11 protein-coding genes and 3 rRNA genes are annotated in these 18,683 nt (G+C 53.8%); 4 read left to right on the top strand and 10 right to left on the bottom strand.

What is annotated here, in order from left to right; genetic code table 11:
• Nucleotides 1-52: 52 nt before the first annotated feature.
• From rrf to KCG39_RS18715, 3 genes are all read right to left on the bottom strand, one after another.
• A 5S ribosomal RNA gene (gene rrf / locus KCG39_RS18725) occupies nucleotides 53-168 on the bottom strand.
• A gap of 200 nt (nucleotides 169-368) precedes the next feature.
• Nucleotides 369-3,275, bottom strand: a 23S ribosomal RNA gene (locus KCG39_RS18720).
• 206 nt (nucleotides 3,276-3,481) lie between these two features.
• Nucleotides 3,482-5,021 (bottom strand): 16S ribosomal RNA (locus KCG39_RS18715).
• The 16S, 23S and 5S rRNA genes sit together here, the layout of an rRNA operon.
• Nucleotides 5,022-5,503: 482 nt before the next feature.
• Between KCG39_RS18715 and KCG39_RS18710 the strand changes: the two genes are divergently transcribed.
• Both KCG39_RS18710 and mdtD read left to right on the top strand, forming a co-directional pair.
• Nucleotides 5,504-6,214, top strand: a complete 711-nt coding sequence (locus KCG39_RS18710; RefSeq protein WP_004127068.1) for a FadR/GntR family transcriptional regulator — start codon at nucleotides 5,504-5,506, stop codon at nucleotides 6,212-6,214.
• A 3-nt stretch (nucleotides 6,215-6,217) separates the two neighbouring features.
• On the top strand, nucleotides 6,218-7,615 hold the full coding sequence (gene mdtD / locus KCG39_RS18705; protein WP_087828634.1) for a multidrug transporter subunit MdtD: 1,398 nt from the start codon (nucleotides 6,218-6,220) through the stop codon (nucleotides 7,613-7,615).
• On the opposite strand, the gene rbsR is transcribed toward mdtD, so the two are convergent.
• The 7 genes from rbsR to kup all read right to left on the bottom strand — a co-directional run bounded on the left by rbsR (nucleotide 7,612) and on the right by kup (nucleotide 15,516).
• Nucleotides 7,612-8,595: a ribose operon transcriptional repressor RbsR gene (gene rbsR, locus KCG39_RS18700; protein ID WP_185910500.1), complete on the bottom strand. Its 984-nt coding sequence runs from the start codon at nucleotides 8,593-8,595 to the stop codon at nucleotides 7,612-7,614. The genes mdtD and rbsR overlap by 4 nt on opposite strands.
• A 12-nt stretch (nucleotides 8,596-8,607) precedes the next feature.
• On the bottom strand, nucleotides 8,608-9,540 hold the full coding sequence (rbsK, locus tag KCG39_RS18695; protein ID WP_170100868.1) for a ribokinase: 933 nt from the start codon (nucleotides 9,538-9,540) through the stop codon (nucleotides 8,608-8,610).
• Between the two features lie 98 nt (nucleotides 9,541-9,638).
• Nucleotides 9,639-10,529, bottom strand: coding sequence for a ribose ABC transporter substrate-binding protein RbsB (gene rbsB, locus KCG39_RS18690; protein ID WP_004127061.1), 891 nt, complete (start codon nucleotides 10,527-10,529; stop codon nucleotides 9,639-9,641).
• Between the two features lie 27 nt (nucleotides 10,530-10,556).
• Nucleotides 10,557-11,522, bottom strand: a complete 966-nt coding sequence (gene rbsC / locus KCG39_RS18685) for a ribose ABC transporter permease (protein ID WP_004127059.1) — start codon at nucleotides 11,520-11,522, stop codon at nucleotides 10,557-10,559.
• A gap of 5 nt (nucleotides 11,523-11,527) precedes the next feature.
• Nucleotides 11,528-13,033 carry a ribose ABC transporter ATP-binding protein RbsA gene (rbsA, locus tag KCG39_RS18680; RefSeq protein WP_004127057.1) on the bottom strand — a complete coding sequence of 502 codons (1,506 nt, stop codon included), beginning with the start codon at nucleotides 13,031-13,033 and terminating at the stop codon, nucleotides 11,528-11,530.
• A gap of 10 nt (nucleotides 13,034-13,043) precedes the next feature.
• Nucleotides 13,044-13,463: a D-ribose pyranase gene (gene rbsD, locus KCG39_RS18675; RefSeq protein ID WP_004127055.1), complete on the bottom strand. Its 420-nt coding sequence runs from the start codon at nucleotides 13,461-13,463 to the stop codon at nucleotides 13,044-13,046.
• A 184-nt stretch (nucleotides 13,464-13,647) separates the two neighbouring features.
• On the bottom strand, nucleotides 13,648-15,516 hold the full coding sequence (gene kup, locus KCG39_RS18670; RefSeq protein ID WP_004127053.1) for a low affinity potassium transporter Kup: 1,869 nt from the start codon (nucleotides 15,514-15,516) through the stop codon (nucleotides 13,648-13,650).
• 217 nt (nucleotides 15,517-15,733) lie between these two features.
• Between kup and ravA the strand changes: the two genes are divergently transcribed.
• Both ravA and viaA read left to right on the top strand, forming a co-directional pair.
• Nucleotides 15,734-17,233, top strand: coding sequence for an ATPase RavA (gene ravA / locus KCG39_RS18665; protein WP_004127051.1), 1,500 nt, complete (start codon nucleotides 15,734-15,736; stop codon nucleotides 17,231-17,233).
• Nucleotides 17,230-18,678: an ATPase RavA stimulator ViaA gene (gene viaA, locus KCG39_RS18660; RefSeq protein ID WP_049131988.1), complete on the top strand. Its 1,449-nt coding sequence runs from the start codon at nucleotides 17,230-17,232 to the stop codon at nucleotides 18,676-18,678. The genes ravA and viaA overlap by 4 nt, the downstream gene beginning before the upstream one ends.
• The last annotated feature ends 5 nt before the right edge of the window (nucleotides 18,679-18,683 follow it).

The raw sequence follows: 18,683 nt of genomic DNA, 5'->3' as shown, positions 1-18,683 counted from the left end.
TATAAAAACGCAAAAAGCCCATCCGTCAGGATGGGCTCTTCACGTGTTTGATGCCTGGCAGTTCCCTACTCTCACATGGGGAGACCCCACACTACCATCGGCGCTACGGCGTTTCACTTCTGAGTTCGGCATGGGGTCAGGTGGGACCACCGCGCTATCGCCGCCAGGCAAATTCTTTGTGCTCAGTACGCAATTCTTTATCGCATCTGCCGCGTTGCCCGCGCTCGCAAAGTCAGTCACATACCTCAGTATGCTCCTTCCTTTCCTTCGCTTGTCGCCTTGCTGCTGCGCAAATTATTGCGTACTCAACTCTGAATCAATGCTGAAATTGTTCTCTTCTCAATCCGCCAAAACATCTTCGGCGTTGTAAGGTTAAGCCTCACGGTTCATTAGTACCGGTTAGCTCAACGCATCGCTGCGCTTACACACCCGGCCTATCAACGTCGTCGTCTTCAACGTTCCTTCAGGACTCTCAAGGAGTCAGGGAGAACTCATCTCGGGGCAAGTTTCGTACTTAGATGCTTTCAGCACTTATCTCTTCCGCATTTAGCTACCGGGCAATGCCATTGGCATGACAACCCGAACACCAGTGATGCGTCCACTCCGGTCCTCTCGTACTAGGAGCAGCCCCCCTCAATTCTCCAGCGCCCACGGCAGATAGGGACCGAACTGTCTCACGACGTTCTAAACCCAGCTCGCGTACCACTTTAAATGGCGAACAGCCATACCCTTGGGACCTACTTCAGCCCCAGGATGTGATGAGCCGACATCGAGGTGCCAAACACCGCCGTCGATATGAACTCTTGGGCGGTATCAGCCTGTTATCCCCGGAGTACCTTTTATCCGTTGAGCGATGGCCCTTCCATTCAGAACCACCGGATCACTATGACCTGCTTTCGCACCTGCTCGCGCCGTCACGCTCGCAGTCAAGCCAGCTTATGCCATTGCACTAACCTCCTGATGTCCGACCAGGATTAGCTGACCTTCGTGCTCCTCCGTTACTCTTTAGGAGGAGACCGCCCCAGTCAAACTACCCACCAGACACTGTCCGCAACCCGGATTACGGGCCCACGTTAGAACACCAGCCATTAAAGGGTGGTATTTCAAGGATGGCTCCATGCAGACTGGCGTCCACACTTCAAAGCCTCCCACCTATCCTACACATCAAGGACCAGTGTTCAGTGTCAAGCTATAGTAAAGGTTCACGGGGTCTTTCCGTCTTGCCGCGGGTACACTGCATCTTCACAGCGAGTTCAATTTCACTGAGTCTCGGGTGGAGACAGCCTGGCCATCATTACGCCATTCGTGCAGGTCGGAACTTACCCGACAAGGAATTTCGCTACCTTAGGACCGTTATAGTTACGGCCGCCGTTTACCGGGGCTTCGATCAAGAGCTTCTCCTTACGGATAACCCCATCAATTAACCTTCCGGCACCGGGCAGGCGTCACACCGTATACGTCCACTTTCGTGTTTGCACAGTGCTGTGTTTTTAATAAACAGTTGCAGCCAGCTGGTATCTTCGACTGATTTCAGCTCCATGAGTAAATCACTTCACCTACATATCAGCGTGCCTTCTCCCGAAGTTACGGCACCATTTTGCCTAGTTCCTTCACCCGAGTTCTCTCAAGCGCCTTGGTATTCTCTACCTGACCACCTGTGTCGGTTTGGGGTACGATTTGATGTTACCTGATGCTTAGAGGCTTTTCCTGGAAGCAGGGCATTTGTCACTTCAGCACCGTAGTGCCTCGTCATCACGCCTCAGTGTTAAAGTGAACCGGATTTACCTGGAACACACACCTACACGCTTAAACCGGGACAACCGTCGCCCGGCCAACATAGCCTTCTCCGTCCCCCCTTCGCAGTAACACCAAGTACAGGAATATTAACCTGTTTCCCATCGACTACGCCTTTCGGCCTCGCCTTAGGGGTCGACTCACCCTGCCCCGATTAACGTTGGACAGGAACCCTTGGTCTTCCGGCGTGCGGGTTTTTCACCCGCATTATCGTTACTTATGTCAGCATTCGCACTTCTGATACCTCCAGCAACCCTCACAGGCCACCTTCAACGGCTTACAGAACGCTCCCCTACCCAACAACGCCTAAGCGTCGCTGCCGCAGCTTCGGTGCATGGTTTAGCCCCGTTACATCTTCCGCGCAGGCCGACTCGACCAGTGAGCTATTACGCTTTCTTTAAATGATGGCTGCTTCTAAGCCAACATCCTGGCTGTCTGGGCCTTCCCACATCGTTTCCCACTTAACCATGACTTTGGGACCTTAGCTGGCGGTCTGGGTTGTTTCCCTCTTCACGACGGACGTTAGCACCCGCCGTGTGTCTCCCGTGATAACATTCTTCGGTATTCGTAGTTTGCATCGGGTTGGTAAGTCGGGATGACCCCCTAGCCGAAACAGTGCTCTACCCCCGAAGATGAATTCACGAGGCGCTACCTAAATAGCTTTCGGGGAGAACCAGCTATCTCCCGGTTTGATTGGCCTTTCACCCCCAGCCACAAATCATCCGCTAATTTTTCAACATTAGTCGGTTCGGTCCTCCAGTTAGTGTTACCCAACCTTCAACCTGCCCATGGCTAGATCACCGGGTTTCGGGTCTATACCCTGCAACTTAACGCCCAGTTAAGACTCGGTTTCCCTGCGGCTCCCCTATACGGTTAACCTTGCTACAGAATATAAGTCGCTGACCCATTATACAAAAGGTACGCAGTCACCCAACAAGTGGGCTCCTACTGCTTGTACGTACACGGTTTCAGGTTCTTTTTCACTCCCCTCGCCGGGGTTCTTTTCGCCTTTCCCTCACGGTACTGGTTCACTATCGGTCAGTCAGGAGTATTTAGCCTTGGAGGATGGTCCCCCCATATTCAGACAGGATACCACGTGTCCCGCCCTACTCTTCGAGTTCACAACCTGTGTGTTTTAGTGTACGGGAGTATCACCCTGTACCCTGCGACTTTCCAGACGCTTCCACTAACACACAAGCTGATTCAGACTCCGGGCTGCTCCCCGTTCGCTCGCCGCTACTGGGGGAATCTCGGTTGATTTCTTTTCCTCGGGGTACTTAGATGTTTCAGTTCCCCCGGTTCGCCTCGTTTGACTATGTATTCATCAAACGATAGTGCAACGAATTGCACTGGGTTTCCCCATTCGGACATCGCCGGCTGTAACGGTTCATATCACCTTACCGACGCTTTTCGCAGATTAGCACGTCCTTCATCGCCTCTGACTGCCAGGGCATCCACCGTGTACGCTTAGTCGCTTAACCTCACAACCCGAAGATGTTTCGTAAAACATCGTCGTGTCGCGAAAATTTGAGAGACTCGAACACACATTAACTGTGTGTCGTTTCAATTTTCAGCTTGATCCAGATTTTTAAAGAGCAAAATTTCACAATGCACTTCACAGTACATTTTGAAATTTATCATTCATCAGACAATCTGTGTGAGCACTACAAAGGCAGGTTCTTTAAGGTAAGGAGGTGATCCAACCGCAGGTTCCCCTACGGTTACCTTGTTACGACTTCACCCCAGTCATGAATCACAAAGTGGTAAGCGCCCTCCCGAAGGTTAAGCTACCTACTTCTTTTGCAACCCACTCCCATGGTGTGACGGGCGGTGTGTACAAGGCCCGGGAACGTATTCACCGTGGCATTCTGATCCACGATTACTAGCGATTCCGACTTCATGGAGTCGAGTTGCAGACTCCAATCCGGACTACGACATACTTTATGAGGTCCGCTTGCTCTCGCGAGGTCGCTTCTCTTTGTATATGCCATTGTAGCACGTGTGTAGCCCTACTCGTAAGGGCCATGATGACTTGACGTCATCCCCACCTTCCTCCAGTTTATCACTGGCAGTCTCCTTTGAGTTCCCGGCCGGACCGCTGGCAACAAAGGATAAGGGTTGCGCTCGTTGCGGGACTTAACCCAACATTTCACAACACGAGCTGACGACAGCCATGCAGCACCTGTCTCAGAGTTCCCGAAGGCACCAAAGCATCTCTGCTAAGTTCTCTGGATGTCAAGAGTAGGTAAGGTTCTTCGCGTTGCATCGAATTAAACCACATGCTCCACCGCTTGTGCGGGCCCCCGTCAATTCATTTGAGTTTTAACCTTGCGGCCGTACTCCCCAGGCGGTCGACTTAACGCGTTAGCTCCGGAAGCCACTCCTCAAGGGAACAACCTCCAAGTCGACATCGTTTACAGCGTGGACTACCAGGGTATCTAATCCTGTTTGCTCCCCACGCTTTCGCACCTGAGCGTCAGTCTTTGTCCAGGGGGCCGCCTTCGCCACCGGTATTCCTCCAGATCTCTACGCATTTCACCGCTACACCTGGAATTCTACCCCCCTCTACAAGACTCCAGCCTGCCAGTTTCGAATGCAGTTCCCAGGTTGAGCCCGGGGATTTCACATCCGACTTGACAGACCGCCTGCGTGCGCTTTACGCCCAGTAATTCCGATTAACGCTTGCACCCTCCGTATTACCGCGGCTGCTGGCACGGAGTTAGCCGGTGCTTCTTCTGCGGGTAACGTCAATCGACAAGGTTATTAACCTTATCGCCTTCCTCCCCGCTGAAAGTACTTTACAACCCGAAGGCCTTCTTCATACACGCGGCATGGCTGCATCAGGCTTGCGCCCATTGTGCAATATTCCCCACTGCTGCCTCCCGTAGGAGTCTGGACCGTGTCTCAGTTCCAGTGTGGCTGGTCATCCTCTCAGACCAGCTAGGGATCGTCGCCTAGGTGAGCCGTTACCCCACCTACTAGCTAATCCCATCTGGGCACATCTGATGGCAAGAGGCCCGAAGGTCCCCCTCTTTGGTCTTGCGACGTTATGCGGTATTAGCTACCGTTTCCAGTAGTTATCCCCCTCCATCAGGCAGTTTCCCAGACATTACTCACCCGTCCGCCACTCGTCACCCGAGAGCAAGCTCTCTGTGCTACCGTTCGACTTGCATGTGTTAGGCCTGCCGCCAGCGTTCAATCTGAGCCATGATCAAACTCTTCAATTTAAGTTTGATGCTCGTAGAATTAAACTTCGTAATGAATTACGTGTTCACTCTTTGAGACTTGGTATTCATTTTTCGTCTTGCGACGTTAAGAATCCATGTCACTTTGAGTGCCCACACAGATTGTCTGATAAATTGTTAAAGAGCAGTGCAACGCGGCTTTCGCTCACCGTTGCGAGGTGGCGTATATTACGCTTTCCTCTTTCAGAGTCAAGCGTTTAATTTCGCTTTTCTCTGCCGGCATTCATCGCTGAATCCCGTTGACCCGGCGGCTTACGTGCCGTTGTTCCGTGTCAGTGGAGGCGCATTATAGGGGGTAATTCTGAAGTGACAAGGGCTAAATGCAAAAAACTTTTCAACCGCCTCTTTTTTCATCATTACGGCGCGTGATGTAGCAAAAAACCGGCGTTTTGCCGTTTTAACCAACGAAGCAAGCCGTCAGATGGCATACTGGTAAGGTAAAAAAGAGAAAGGAACGGCATTGTATGTCTTTAAGCGCACAGCAGTTGGCGGCACAAAAGAATATATCCTGGGTATTAGCGGAGAAGCTGGCTCAAAAAATTTTGACCGGTGAATATCAGCCAGAAAGTATCCTTCCTGGCGAGATGGAGCTGGGCGAACAATTCGGCGTGAGCCGCACCGCCGTGCGTGAAGCGGTTAAGACGCTAACGGCAAAAGGTATGCTTTTACCACGGCCACGCATCGGTACGCGGGTGATGCCGCGCAGCAGCTGGAACTTTCTCGATAAAGAACTCCTGGCCTGGTGGTTAACAGAAGATAACTTCTCTGATGTTGTCAGCCATTTCCTCGTTATGCGCGGTAGCCTGGAACCTCAAGCCTGTTTTCTGGCGTCAACGTCAGGCACGCCGGAGCAAAAAGCCCAGCTTAACGCCTTGATGGAGGAGATGATTGAGCTAAAGAGGAACTTTCAGCGCGAGCGCTGGATTGAAGTCGATATGGCCTGGCATGAACATATATATGAAATGAGCGGCAACCCTTTCCTGATCTCTTTCGCCTCTTTATTTCATTCGGTCTATCACACCTACTTCACATCAATTACTCAAAATGAAGTGGTGAAACTGGATCTGCATCAGGCAATCGTTGATGCCATTCTGGATAGCGACGGCTCGCGAGCGCTTAACGCCTGCCAGGCGTTGCTGAGTGCCCCCAATCATTCCGACAAATCGCAAGGGTAACGAATGACCAAAAAGAAAGGCCGCAGTATGGCCGGGCTGCCATGGATCGCAGCGATGGCTTTTTTTATGCAGGCGCTCGACGCCACCATTCTGAATACAGCCCTTCCCGCTATCGCCCATAGTCTCAACCGTTCACCGCTAGCGATGCAATCGGCCATCATCAGCTATACGCTGACGGTGGCTATGCTTATTCCGGTCAGTGGTTGGCTGGCCGACCGTTTCGGCACGCGGAAAGTATTTATCATCGCCGTCAGCCTGTTCACACTCGGTTCTCTTGCCTGCGCCCTGTCAAACTCGCTGATGGAACTGGTTATTTTCCGCGTCATTCAGGGAATCGGCGGGGCAATGATGATGCCAGTAGCGAGGCTGGCGTTACTGCGTGCCTATCCGCGCAGCGAACTGCTGCCGGTACTCAACTTCGTCACGATGCCTGGGCTGGTTGGCCCCATTCTTGGCCCCGTACTCGGCGGCGTTTTGGTCACCTGGGCTAGCTGGCATTGGATTTTCCTGATTAATATTCCCATCGGCATTATCGGGATCGTGTATGCCCGCAAATATATGCCGGATTTCACCACGCCCCGTCGCCGCTTCGACACGCTCGGTTTTATACTGTTTGGCCTGAGCCTGGTGCTGTTCTCCAGCGGAATCGAGCTGTTTGGCGAGAAAATTGTCGCCACATGGATGGCTTTGGCCGTTATCGCTCTGAGCATCATTTTACTGTGGGCCTATATTCGCCACGCTCGCCGTCATCCCACCCCGCTCATTTCACTTTCTTTATTTAAGACGCATACCTTTTCTGTCGGGATCGCGGGGAACCTCGCCACGCGCCTGGGTACCGGTTGCGTTCCGTTCCTGATGCCGCTGATGTTACAGGTTGGCTTCGGTTATCCGGCGATTATCGCCGGATGCATGATAGCGCCTACGGCTATTGGTTCGATTATTGCGAAATCAACCGTCACCCAGATACTTCGCTGGTTTGGTTATCGTAAAACGCTGGTCGGGGTCACGATATTTATCGGCCTGATGATCGCTCAGTTTTCGCTGCAAACTCCGGATATGTCAATCTGGATGCTGCTGCTGCCGCTATTCGTTTTGGGAATGGCGATGTCCACTCAGTTCACCTCAATGAACACCATCACGCTCGCCGATTTAACGGATGACAATGCCAGCAGCGGCAACAGCATGCTGGCTGTTACTCAGCAGCTTTCTATTAGTCTTGGGGTCGCCGTTAGCGCGGCGGTGCTGCGGTTTTATGAAGGATTCGATAGCGCAAATACCATTGAGCAGTTCCACTACACCTTTATTACCATGGGGGCAATCACCGTGGTATCGGCGCTGGTATTTACCTTATTAAGAGCAAAAGATGGCCGCAACCTGATTAAGGAGCGGCACAAGCGTTAAGCTGAACCGCGAACCACTAGCTCGGGGGTTAACTGTATGCGTTGCTGTTTTTGCCCAGGATCGGCCATGCGGTGAATCAGCACATCGATGGCCAGCTCGCCCAGTTCATCTTTCGGTTGATGAATTGTGGTTAACGGCGGCGTCATATAGCGCGCCAGTTCAATATCGTCATAACCCACCAGCGCCATATCCTGAGGGATGCGCAGACCGCCCTGATAAAGGGCCTGGTAGGCGCCCACCGCCATCGCATCGTTACCGATAAACACCGCCTGCGGCAGCGTTGATAGGGTCAGCAGCTTCTGCATGGCGCTAAATCCGCCGCCAAACTCAAAATCGCTGCTAATCACATAGCCTTCAGGTATCGTGAGTCCGGCCCGAGCCATCGCTGACTGATACCCCTCCAGGCGCAGCCGGGCAGGCGTTTTATCCAACGGACCCGCAATACAGGCAATTCGCGTGTAGCCCTGGTCGATCAGATACTTCGTCGCCATATCGCCACCCAGCAGAGAGTTATCCTGAATCAGATCGCTATCGCCGTCGAACGGCGCCCAGTCCATCATCACCGTCGGAACAGAAGGGTAACGCTGCATGATCTCCGGCGAAGGTTGATGCGTTTCAGTGCACAGCAACAGTAAACCATCGACGCGCTTTTGCATCAGCGTCTCCAGATTACGGTTCATGCGCTGCTCATCGCCTTCGGTATTACACAGCACCAGGCTATAACCCCGCTCGAAGCAGCTGCGCTCCACGCCGCGTACCAGCTCCGAATAAAACGGATTGGTACTGGCGGTAATGAGCATACCTATAGTGCGGGTTTGATTTAATTTGAGACTACGCGCCAGCGCGGACGGCGCGTAGTTCAGGCTTTTAATCGCAGCGTCGACTTTAGCGGTAATCGCTTCGCTAACGAAACGGTCTTTGTTAATGACATGAGAAACCGTCGAAGTGGAAACGCCCGCGATGCGGGCTACATCCTTCATGGTGGCCAAGCGTTACCCCTGTTGACGTAAAAATTCGTCTATTTCTTTTCGCCAGGGCACGGAGGGCTGAGCCCCTTTTCGGGTGACGGCGATAGCCGCAGCTGCATGGGCAAAACGAATTGCCTCCGCCAGTTCGCGACCTTCAAGCAGCGCGGTGACCAGCGCGCCATTAAAGGTATCGCCAGCGGCAATGGTGTCAACCGCCTGCACTTTAAATCCCGGAACCCGACGACCGTTACCTTCGCTGCTGGCCCATACACCACGGCTGCCAAGCGTAATGATCACCGTACCAATACCTTTATCATGGAGCACTTTAGCGGCTTTTGCCGCATCCTCGTCGTTTTCCACGCGCACGCCGGTGAGCTTTTCCGCTTCGGTCTCGTTAGGGGTAATGATATCCACCAGCGTTAACAGTTCATCCGGCAATTCACGCGCCGGAGCAGGATTGAGTATGACCGAGGTTTGATTTTGGTGAGCAATTTTCGCCGCCGCCAGTACGCTTTCCAGCGGTGATTCCAGCTGCATCAGCAGCGCCTGCGCGCTGGCAATACGCTCTTTTTCCGCATCAACCTGCGCAACGCAGAGCGCGGCATTAGCACCGGCGTGAATACCGATGGTGTTTTCACCTTCAGCGTTGACAAAAATCAGCGCCACGCCAGTTGATTCTCCGGAAACGGCCCTGACCGGCGCGACGTCGATATTATCGCTGTCCAGCTGACGACGAACGCGTTCGCCAATATCGTCATCGCCGGTACAGGCGATAAAGGAGATATTTGCCCCGCTGCGTCCGGCGGCAACCGCCTGGTTTGCCCCCTTACCGCCGAAAGCGACCTGATAATGATGACCGGTGACAGTTTCACCGGGCGTAGGGAAGGCGTCGAGATTAAGGATGTGATCGGCGTTGATACTGCCAAGGACGACAAGTTTGCCTGCGGTTTTCATAATCAATATTCCCGGAAAGCGCGCCACCGGAATCCGGTGGCGCATGCCCTGCTTTTCTTTATTATGTTGTCCCTCGGACCGTCGCCGATCCGAATCGCACATTATTGCTTAATGACCAGTTTCAACTCAACCGGATAGCTGGTTTCCACTTTTTCGCCCTTCAGCACTTTATCGGCTGTCTCAACGCCTTTCACGCCGATCTGCTCCGGTAACTGGGCGATGGTCGCTGCCAGTTTGCCACTATTTACCGCTTTTTCGCCATCCGGAGTGCCATCAAATCCAACAACCATCACATCAGATTTGCCCGCCGTTTGCAGCGCACGCAGCGCGCCCAGCGCCATTTCATCATTCTGGGCAAATACCGCCTGTACATCCGGATGTGCGGTCAGCAGGTTCTGCATGACGTTCAGGCCCTTAGTGCGGTCAAAATCTGCCGGTTGGCTGGCCAACACGTTAAACTTATGTGCAGCCACGGCCTGCTGAAAACCTTCGCCACGCTCGCGCGCCGCGGATGTCCCCGCAATGCCCTGTAGTTCAATGATCTTCGCGCTTTCGCCGACTTTTTTGGCGATAAAGTCACCGGCCATTTTTCCGCCCAGCACGTTATCAGACGCGATATGACTAACTACGTCACCTTTTGATGCCTGACGATCAAGGGTGATAACCGGAATTTTCGCCTGGTTAGCCAGCTTCACGGCATTACCAACCGCATCGGAATCCGTTGGGTTGATCAGCAGCAGTTTGGTGCCACGGACGGTTAAATCCTGAACGTTAGCCAGCTCTTTTGCCGGGTTGTTCTGTGAATCCAGAACCACCAGGTTATAGCCAAGTTTATCCGCTTCTTTTTGCGCCCCCTCTTTCAGAGAGACAAAGAACGGGTTGTTAAGGGTTGAGATAACCAGAGCGATAGTGTCTTTTGCCATCGCGTTTGCACTTACGGTCGCACTTAGCGCTACAGCAGAGACCAGGGTCGCCAGTTTTTTCATATTCATAGTTAAGATGTCCTGTAGAGTTCTCAGTTACTGCTTCTTGTTATCTACCAGTACCGCCAGCAAAATAACCACCGCTTTCACGATCATCTGGTAATAGGATGAAACACCTAATAAATTCAGTCCGTTGTTCAGAAAGCCAAGGATCAACGCACCAATCAACGTGCCGACAATACGCCCTTTACCGCCCGCGAGGCTGGTACCACCCAGCACCACCGCCGCAATTGCATCCAGTTCATATCCGGTGCCCGCCGTCGGCTGCGCGGAGGAGAGACGCGCAACCTCAATAATACCGGCTAGCGAGGCCAGCATGCCGCACAAAGAATAGACGATGATCTTAACTTTATTCACGCTGATGCCGGAAAGACGCGTTGCCGCCTCGTTACCGCCGAGGGCGTAGATATAACGGCCCAGACGGGTATGGTGCAGCATGTACCAGGCGGCCAGGAAGACAAACGCCATAATCCACACCGGCGTTGGGATCCCCAGCGGACGACCAATCCCGAACCAGCCAAACAGATCGGCATTATCGGTAAAACCGGTATTCACCGGGCTACCGTTGGTATACACCATCGTCACGCCGCGCAGCAGCAGCATCATCACCAGCGTAGCGATAAATGCCTGGACGCGCCCTTTCGCCACAATCACGCCGGTAACGGCGCCAATTGCCGCCCCTAACGCCAGCGCAGCGGCTACGGCCACCAGCGCGTTAACCTCAATTCCGACAATCGACGCAGCGACCGCGCCGGTCAGCGCCAGCAGGGAACCGACGGACAGGTCGATGCCCGACGTCAGGATAACCAGCGTCATCCCTACCGCCATAATGGCGTTAACTGAAGTTTGTTGCAGGATATTGAACAAGTTATTCACGGTAAAAAAGTTGGGGCTCATGGTCGAAACAATCGCAATCAGCACCAGCAGGGCTATCAGCGATTTTTGCTCCATCAGCCACGCTTTTGTGAAGTAGCGACGACCAGAAACAGCCGGGTTATTCATCTTTTTTACTCCTGATTCACACGGTTAAGCTTGCCCACAGCGGCAGCCATCAATACTTCCTGGGTGGCCTGCTCGCGTGTGAATTCACCGCCGAGATGCCCTTCATGCATCACCATGATGCGATCGCTCATGCCCAGCACTTCCGGCATCTCCGAAGAGACCAGAATGATGCTCAGGCCTTCGGCTTTAAACTGGTTAATCAGCTGGTAGATCTCTTTCTTCGCACCAACGTCGACGCCGCGGGTCGGTTCATCAAGGATCAACACTTTCGGACGAGTCATTAACCCGCGGGCGATCGCCACCTTCTGCTGGTTACCGCCCGAAAGCAGCCCAATAGCCTGCTCCATCGACGGCGTTTTCACATTAAACAGGCGGATAAAATCACCTACCGCCTGCTGTTCATCTTTATGCTTTAGGCTACCGCCGCCGCGGCTGAAGTAACGCAGCGCGGTTAGCGACATATTCTCTTTAACCGACATGCCGAGCACTAAACCATCGCGCTTGCGGTCTTCAGAGATGTAAACAATGCCGTTGGCCAGGCCATCCTGCGGAGAACGAGCGACAACTTCGCGCCCATCAAGAGTCACCGAGCCGCTGCTGCGCGGCAGCGCACCGTACAGCACCTTCATCAGTTCGGTGCGACCGGCGCCCATCAGCCCGGCGACGCCGAGAATTTCACCCTGGCGCAGAATAAAGGAGATATTCTCCACGCCTGAGCCGCACAGGTTGTCGACCTTAAGGCGAACCTCACCCGGGGCTTTGTCCAGACGCGGATACTGATCCTCCAGCTTGCGGCCGACCATCATCTCAATAAGCAGATCTTCATCCAGGCTGGCCACTTCGCGCTCGGCGATAAACTGCCCATCGCGAAATACCGTGACGTCATCGCAAATCTCGAAGATCTCTTTCATACGGTGAGAGATATAGACAATACCGCGCCCCTGCGATTTCAGTTCGCGGATCACGCGGAACAGGGATTCGGTCTCAGTATCGGTTAGCGCGTCGGTGGGTTCATCCATAATGATGACCTTCGACTCAAAGCTCAGTACTTTAGCGATCTCGACCATCTGCTGATCGCCGATCGACAAATCGCCCACCAGCTTCTGGCTGTTAAAACGTAGATTCAGCTTTGCCAGCAGCTTATCGGCTTCGGCGTACATCATCTTCCAGTCAATTTTGCCAAAGCGATTCACAAACTCACGACCAAGGAAAATGTTCTCGGCGATCGTCAGTTGCGGGATCAGGTTGAGCTCCTGGTGGATGATGCCGATTCCGGCTTCCTGAGAAGATTTGGGTCCGTTGAAGGTGGTTTCTTTCCCCAGCCACAGCAGCGAACCGGCATCGCGGGAGTAAATACCGGTCAGCACCTTCATCATGGTGGACTTGCCGGCACCGTTCTCGCCGACCAGCGCCATCACGCGGCCCGGATAGACATTTAGCGAGGCGCCGGAGAGCGCCTTGACGCCAGGGAACGCTTTATCGATCCCTTTTAATTGCAATAACGCTTCCATATCGGCGACCTCAGAACGTCACGCCGGCACAGAGAATAACGTTCGCATACGGGGAACACTCCCCGCTGCGAATCACCGCCTGACTGTCTGCGGTTTCTTTTTTAAACTGCTCATGACTGGTGTAACGAATTTCAATAGTGTTTCCCTGGTGCTGCTGCAGCTGCTCAAGGTGATTGAGCAACGTCGCGTGGAGCTGCGGATTAAGAGTTTTAATCTCTTCCGCGAGGATAGCCGCTTCAACCTGCATTTCGCTCGTCACCACCTCCAGAACCTGCATAAAGGAGGGCACCCCGTGGGTTAACGCCATATCAATACGCGCGCTGCTGCGGGGAACCGGTAAACCAGCGTCGCAAACCACCAGCGTATCGGTATGACCCAGACGGGAGATAACTGACGAAATATCAGCATTGAGGACGGTACCTTTTTTCATTTTCTCTTTTGCTCCACTAGCGAAACGTTTCGCTGGTATTAGTATTAGCAATAAGAGAACAGAAAACCATCACCAGATGTGAGAATTGTGATCGTCATCGAAACGTTTCGCAACGCAGAAGCGAGAAAGTCCGAAGTGAGTAGATAAAACAAAAAAGCCCTTCGTCAAGAAGGGCCTTAGCGAATCAGATCTCAACCTGAGTGCCGAGCTCAATAACCCGGTTAGGCGGGATTTCGAACTGGTCCGGCGCTCTCAGGGCGTTGCGCTGCAGCAGCAGATACAGCTTGCCGCGCAGGCGCAGATACCATGGCCGCTTGCCGATGATCAACGACTCATGCGACATAAAGAAGGAGGTCTCCATCATCCGGCAGCTCAGACCTTCCAGCCCGCAGCGGTGGAAAACCTCTTCGACATTCGGCGTTTCGCGCCAGCCGTAGCTGGCAACGACGCGCCAGAACGATGGCGATATCTGTTCAATCTGCACGCGACGAACGTTATGTACGTACGGCGCGTCTTCGGTACGCAGCGTGAGCAAAATCACCCGCTCGTGCAGCACCTTGTTATGCTTCAGGTTGTGCAACAGCGCGAAAGGAATCACGTTCAGCGCCCGAGACATATAAACAGCGGTACCCGGCACACGAACCGGCGGCGATTTTTCAAGAGAAGAGATCATCGCCTCCAGAGAGTTACCGTGCTCATGCATCCGACGCAGAAGGCGGAAACGCTCGCTCTTCCAGGTCGTCATGATGGTAAACATCACCAGACCGAGGGTCAGAGGCAGCCAGCCGCCGGAGACGATTTTATCGAGGTTCGCAGAGAAGAGCGGGATATCAATGCACATAAAGGCAACCAGCAGCAGGGCCACTACGAACTTATTCCAGTGCCAGTTTTGACGCGCCACGGTCGTGAACAGAATAGTGGTCAGCACCATCGTTCCCGTCACCGCAATACCGTATGCCGCCGCCAGATTCGAAGAGTGCTCAAAGTTAACAATCACGATAACCACCGAGATATACAGCAGCCAGTTGATGAACGGGATGTAAATCTGCCCGGACTCCATTTCCGAGGTATGAATAATACGCATTGGCGACAGGTATCCCAGACGCACCGCCTGACGAGTCAGGGAGAAGACGCCGGAGATAACCGCCTGGGAAGCGATAACCGTCGCCAGGGCGGCAATAATCAGCATCGGAATCAGCGCCCACTCCGGGGCCAGCAGAAAGAACGGGTTTTTAATTGCTTCCGGGTGTTTGAGCAGCAGCGCCCCCTGGCCAAAGTAGTTCAGCACCAGCGAAGGCAATACCACCGAAAACCAGGCCAGACGAATAGGTAATTTACCGAAATGCCCCATATCGGCATACAGCGCTTCCACGCCGGTGATTGACAGCACCACCGCCCCCAGCGCCACAAACGAAACGGTTTTATATTCAAGGAAGAAATGAACCGCCCAATACGGGTTCAGCGCCTGCAGCACCTCCGGATTAGCGAAGATACTGCGTGCCCCCAGCACCGCCAGTAGCAAGAACCAGATCAGCATAATTGGCGCGAACAGCTTGCCCACCATGCTGGTACCGTGCTTTTGAATGGCGAATAATAGCGTCAGAACAATAATGGAGATGGGCACAACCCAAGTATCCAGGTCGGGAGCGATAATTTCCAGCCCCTCTATCGCCGACATCACCGAGATGGCAGGCGTAATCACCACCTCGCCATAAAAGAAGCTGCCGCCGATAAGCCCAAGGATCACCAGTACGGATGTCGCACGTGCGGAGGTATTACGCCCCGCCAGCGACATTAACGTCAGGATGCCACCTTCACCGGCGTTATCTGCCCGCATCACGAATGTGATGTACTTGAGCGATACGGTAAAAATTAATAGCCAGAAAATGAGCGACAGGAAGCCAAAAACAGCATCACGCTCAACGCCAAAGCCAAACTGGCCTGACAGACATTCACGAAGTGTATACAGTGGGCTGGTGCCGATATCGCCGTATACCACGCCGATTGCCGCCAGCGTTATTGCCGGCAGCGATTGCTTATTATCAGTGCTCATAGACTAGTCTTTTCGTTTATAAAACAAATGTGTGCCTAGTCCCTTGGCCCACAAAAAGCGCACAGTATGCACGATTATTTGCTGAATCGTACCCCTAACTGACATCATCTTAACCTGACTCAAAGAAAATAAATCGATTCTTCAGGCTATTACCACCCCTAATCAAACATCTATACTCGACCTAACAACGACATTCTAAAAAGCACGCAACTCTATTATGGCTCAATCACATTTACTGGCAGAAAGAATTTCCCGGCTCAGCGCCGCGCTGGAAAAAGGACTCTTCGAACGCAGCCACGCAATACGCCTTTGCCTGCTTGCCGCCCTCAGCGGCGAGAGCGTTTTTCTGCTGGGCCCGCCGGGGATCGCCAAAAGCCTGATTGCCCGTCGCCTCAAGTTCGCCTTTCAGCAGGCTCGCGCATTTGAATACCTGATGACCCGTTTCTCCACGCCGGAAGAGGTCTTTGGCCCACTCTCCATTCAGGCGCTGAAAGATGAAGGGCGCTATGAGCGTTTGACCGCCGGCTATCTTCCGGAAGCCGAAATTGTTTTTCTCGATGAGATCTGGAAAGCGGGCCCGGCGATTCTCAATACGCTACTGACGGCGATAAACGAACGCCATTTCCGTAACGGGGCGACCGAAGAGAAAATCCCCATGCGCCTGCTGGTGGCGGCGTCAAACGAACTCCCGGAGGCGGACAACAGCCTGGAAGCCTTATACGACCGTATGCTTATCCGGTTATGGCTGGACAAGGTACAGGATAAAACTAACTTCCGCTCAATGCTGGTAAGCCAGCAGGACGAGAACAGTAATCCAGTCCCGGCGAATTTGCAGGTCAGCGACGAGGAGTTCCTGCAATGGCAGCAGGATATCGGCAACGTGAAGCTACCGGACAGCGTGTTTGAACTCATATTCCAGCTGCGCCAGCAGCTAGATACGCTGCCGAACGCGCCCTACGTCTCAGATCGTCGCTGGAAAAAAGCGATTCGTCTGCTGCAGGCCAGCGCCTTTTTCAGCGGTCGCGACACCATTGCGCCAATAGACCTGATCCTGCTGAAGGATTGCCTGTGGCACAACGTTGAGACAATGAACCTGATGTCCGCGCAACTGGAGACCTTAATGACCAGCCACGCCTGGCAGCAGCAGGCGATGCTCACTCGACTGGGGTCGATAGTCCAGCGGCGCATTCAGCTTCAACAGCAGCAAAGCGATAAGACCGCGCTAAAAGTCACCCGTCTCGGCGGGATGTTCAGCCGGAAACCTCATTATGAACTGCCTGCTGAAGTGCAGGACCCCACGCTAACGCTGCTTCTCCAGCAGCCGCTCAAACTGCACGATCTGGAAGTCATTCATATTACGTTCGTTCGTGAAGAGCTCGCTCATTGGCTGGAGAAAGGCGGTGAGATCCGCGGCAAGCTCAACGGTATTGGTTTTGCCCAGCAGCTGAATATGGATGTCGATACCAGCCAGCACCTTGTCGTGCGCGACGTCAGCTTACAGGGATCGCGGCTCTCCCTGCCCGGTAGCGAATCACGGGAAAATATGCCGGCCGAAATCCGGCAACAGCTGGAGGCGCTGGACGACGAATGGCATCAGCAACATAACCGCTTTAGCGAACAGCAAAAATGTCTGTTTATCCCCGGCGAGTGGCTGGGGCGTATTGAAGCCAGTCTTCAGGACGTCGGCGCGCAGATTAAACAGGCCCGCCAGTCATGACCCTGGACATGCTGAATGTCATGCTGGCAGTCGGCGAAGAGGGCATGATCGATGAGATGCTGCTGGCGCTGCTGGCGGCGCCTCAGCTCGCGGTATTCTTTGAAAAATTCCCGCGGCTCAAAAATATTATCGCCGCCGACATCCCTCGCTGGCGGGAAGCGGTGAGATCGCGGCTAAAAGAGACCAACGTCCCGCCCGAGCTGGATGCGGAAGTTCAGTGCTATCAGCAGTCACAACGGCTTTCCACCTCGCAGTTTATCGTCCAGCTTCCGCAAATTCTGAGCCAGCTGCATAAGCTCCACTCCCCGTTCGCCAGTCAGGCGCAGCAGCTGGTGGATGACAACAGTACCTTTACGCCAGCGCTGCACACATTATTCCTCCAGCGCTGGCGCCTGAGCCTGGTGGTGCAGGCTACCTCTCTTAATCAGCAGCTGCTGGATGAAGAGCGCGATCAGCTGCTGAGCGAAGTTCAGGAGCGCATGACCCTTAGCGGCCAGCTGGAGCCGGTACTGGTGGAAAATGACAATGCGGCTGGGCATCTGTGGGACATGAGTGCCGGAGAGCTGAAGCGCGGCGATTATCAGCTGATCGTTCGCTACGGGGATTTTTTAACTCAACAACCTGAGCTCATGCAGCTAGCCGAACAGCTGGGACGCTCGCGTGAAGCGAAAGCGGTGCCGAAAAAAGACGCGCCGATGGAGACCTTTCGCAGCCTGGTGCGCGAACCGGCCACCGTGCCGGAGCAGGTCGACGGGCTTCAGCAGAGCGACGATATTCTGCGTCTGCTGCCGCCAGAGCTGGCCACCCTCGGCATTACCGAGCTGGAGTTTGAGTTCTACCGCAAGCTGGTTGAAAAGCAGCTGCTGACCTATCGGCTACACGGCGATGCGTGGAAGGAAAAGATCACCGAACGGCCAGTCACGCGCCAGGACGTTGACGAACAGCCGCGCGGGCCGTTTATTGTCTGCGTCGATACTTCCGGCTCAATGGGGGGGTTCAATGAACAGTGCGCCAAGGCGTTTTGTCTGGCGTTGATGCGGGTCGCTCTGGCGGATAACCGCCGCTGCTTCATTATGCTGTTTTCCAGCGAAGTGGTGCACTACGAACTCACCGGCCCGCAGGGGCTGGAGCAGGCGATTCGTTTCTTAAGTCAGCGCTTTCGCGGCGGCACCGATCTGGCCAGCTGCTTCCGGGCGGTGATTGAGCGTATGCAGAATCCGCAGTGGGTCGATGCTGATGCGGTGGTGATTTCCGATTTTATCGCCCAGCGCCTGCCGGATGAGGTGATCAATAAGGTGGGAGAGCTACAGCATAAACATCAACATCGTTTTCATGCGGTGGCGATGTCGGTACACGGTAAGCCCGGCATTATGCGCGTTTTCGATCATATCTGGCGCTTTGATACCGGGTTGCGTAGCCGCCTGCTGCGACGCTGGCGGCGTTAATCACT

Source organism: Klebsiella pasteurii, assembly GCF_018139045.1.
In the GTDB taxonomy this organism is placed as follows: Bacteria; Pseudomonadota; Gammaproteobacteria; order Enterobacterales; family Enterobacteriaceae; genus Klebsiella; species Klebsiella grimontii.
The sequence above is the reverse complement of the archived record's forward strand: the minus strand, read 5'-3'. Positions and strand labels throughout refer to the sequence as shown.

What these genes read in the sequence shown, in the direction of transcription:
- mdtD (WP_087828634.1), top strand. Translation starts at nt 6,218, where the DNA reads ATGACCAAAAAGAAAGGCCGCAGTATGGCCGGGCTGCCATGGATCGCA.
- rbsR (WP_185910500.1), bottom strand. Translation starts at nt 8,595, where the DNA reads ATGAAGGATGTAGCCCGCATCGCGGGCGTTTCCACTTCGACGGTTTCT.
- rbsD (WP_004127055.1), bottom strand. Translation starts at nt 13,463, where the DNA reads ATGAAAAAAGGTACCGTCCTCAATGCTGATATTTCGTCAGTTATCTCC.
- kup (WP_004127053.1), bottom strand. Translation starts at nt 15,516, where the DNA reads ATGAGCACTGATAATAAGCAATCGCTGCCGGCAATAACGCTGGCGGCA.
- viaA (WP_049131988.1), top strand. Translation starts at nt 17,230, where the DNA reads ATGACCCTGGACATGCTGAATGTCATGCTGGCAGTCGGCGAAGAGGGC.
- ravA (WP_004127051.1), top strand. Translation starts at nt 15,734, where the DNA reads ATGGCTCAATCACATTTACTGGCAGAAAGAATTTCCCGGCTCAGCGCC.
- rbsA (WP_004127057.1), bottom strand. Translation starts at nt 13,033, where the DNA reads ATGGAAGCGTTATTGCAATTAAAAGGGATCGATAAAGCGTTCCCTGGC.
- KCG39_RS18710 (WP_004127068.1), top strand. Translation starts at nt 5,504, where the DNA reads ATGTCTTTAAGCGCACAGCAGTTGGCGGCACAAAAGAATATATCCTGG.
- rbsB (WP_004127061.1), bottom strand. Translation starts at nt 10,529, where the DNA reads ATGAATATGAAAAAACTGGCGACCCTGGTCTCTGCTGTAGCGCTAAGT.
- rbsC (WP_004127059.1), bottom strand. Translation starts at nt 11,522, where the DNA reads ATGAATAACCCGGCTGTTTCTGGTCGTCGCTACTTCACAAAAGCGTGG.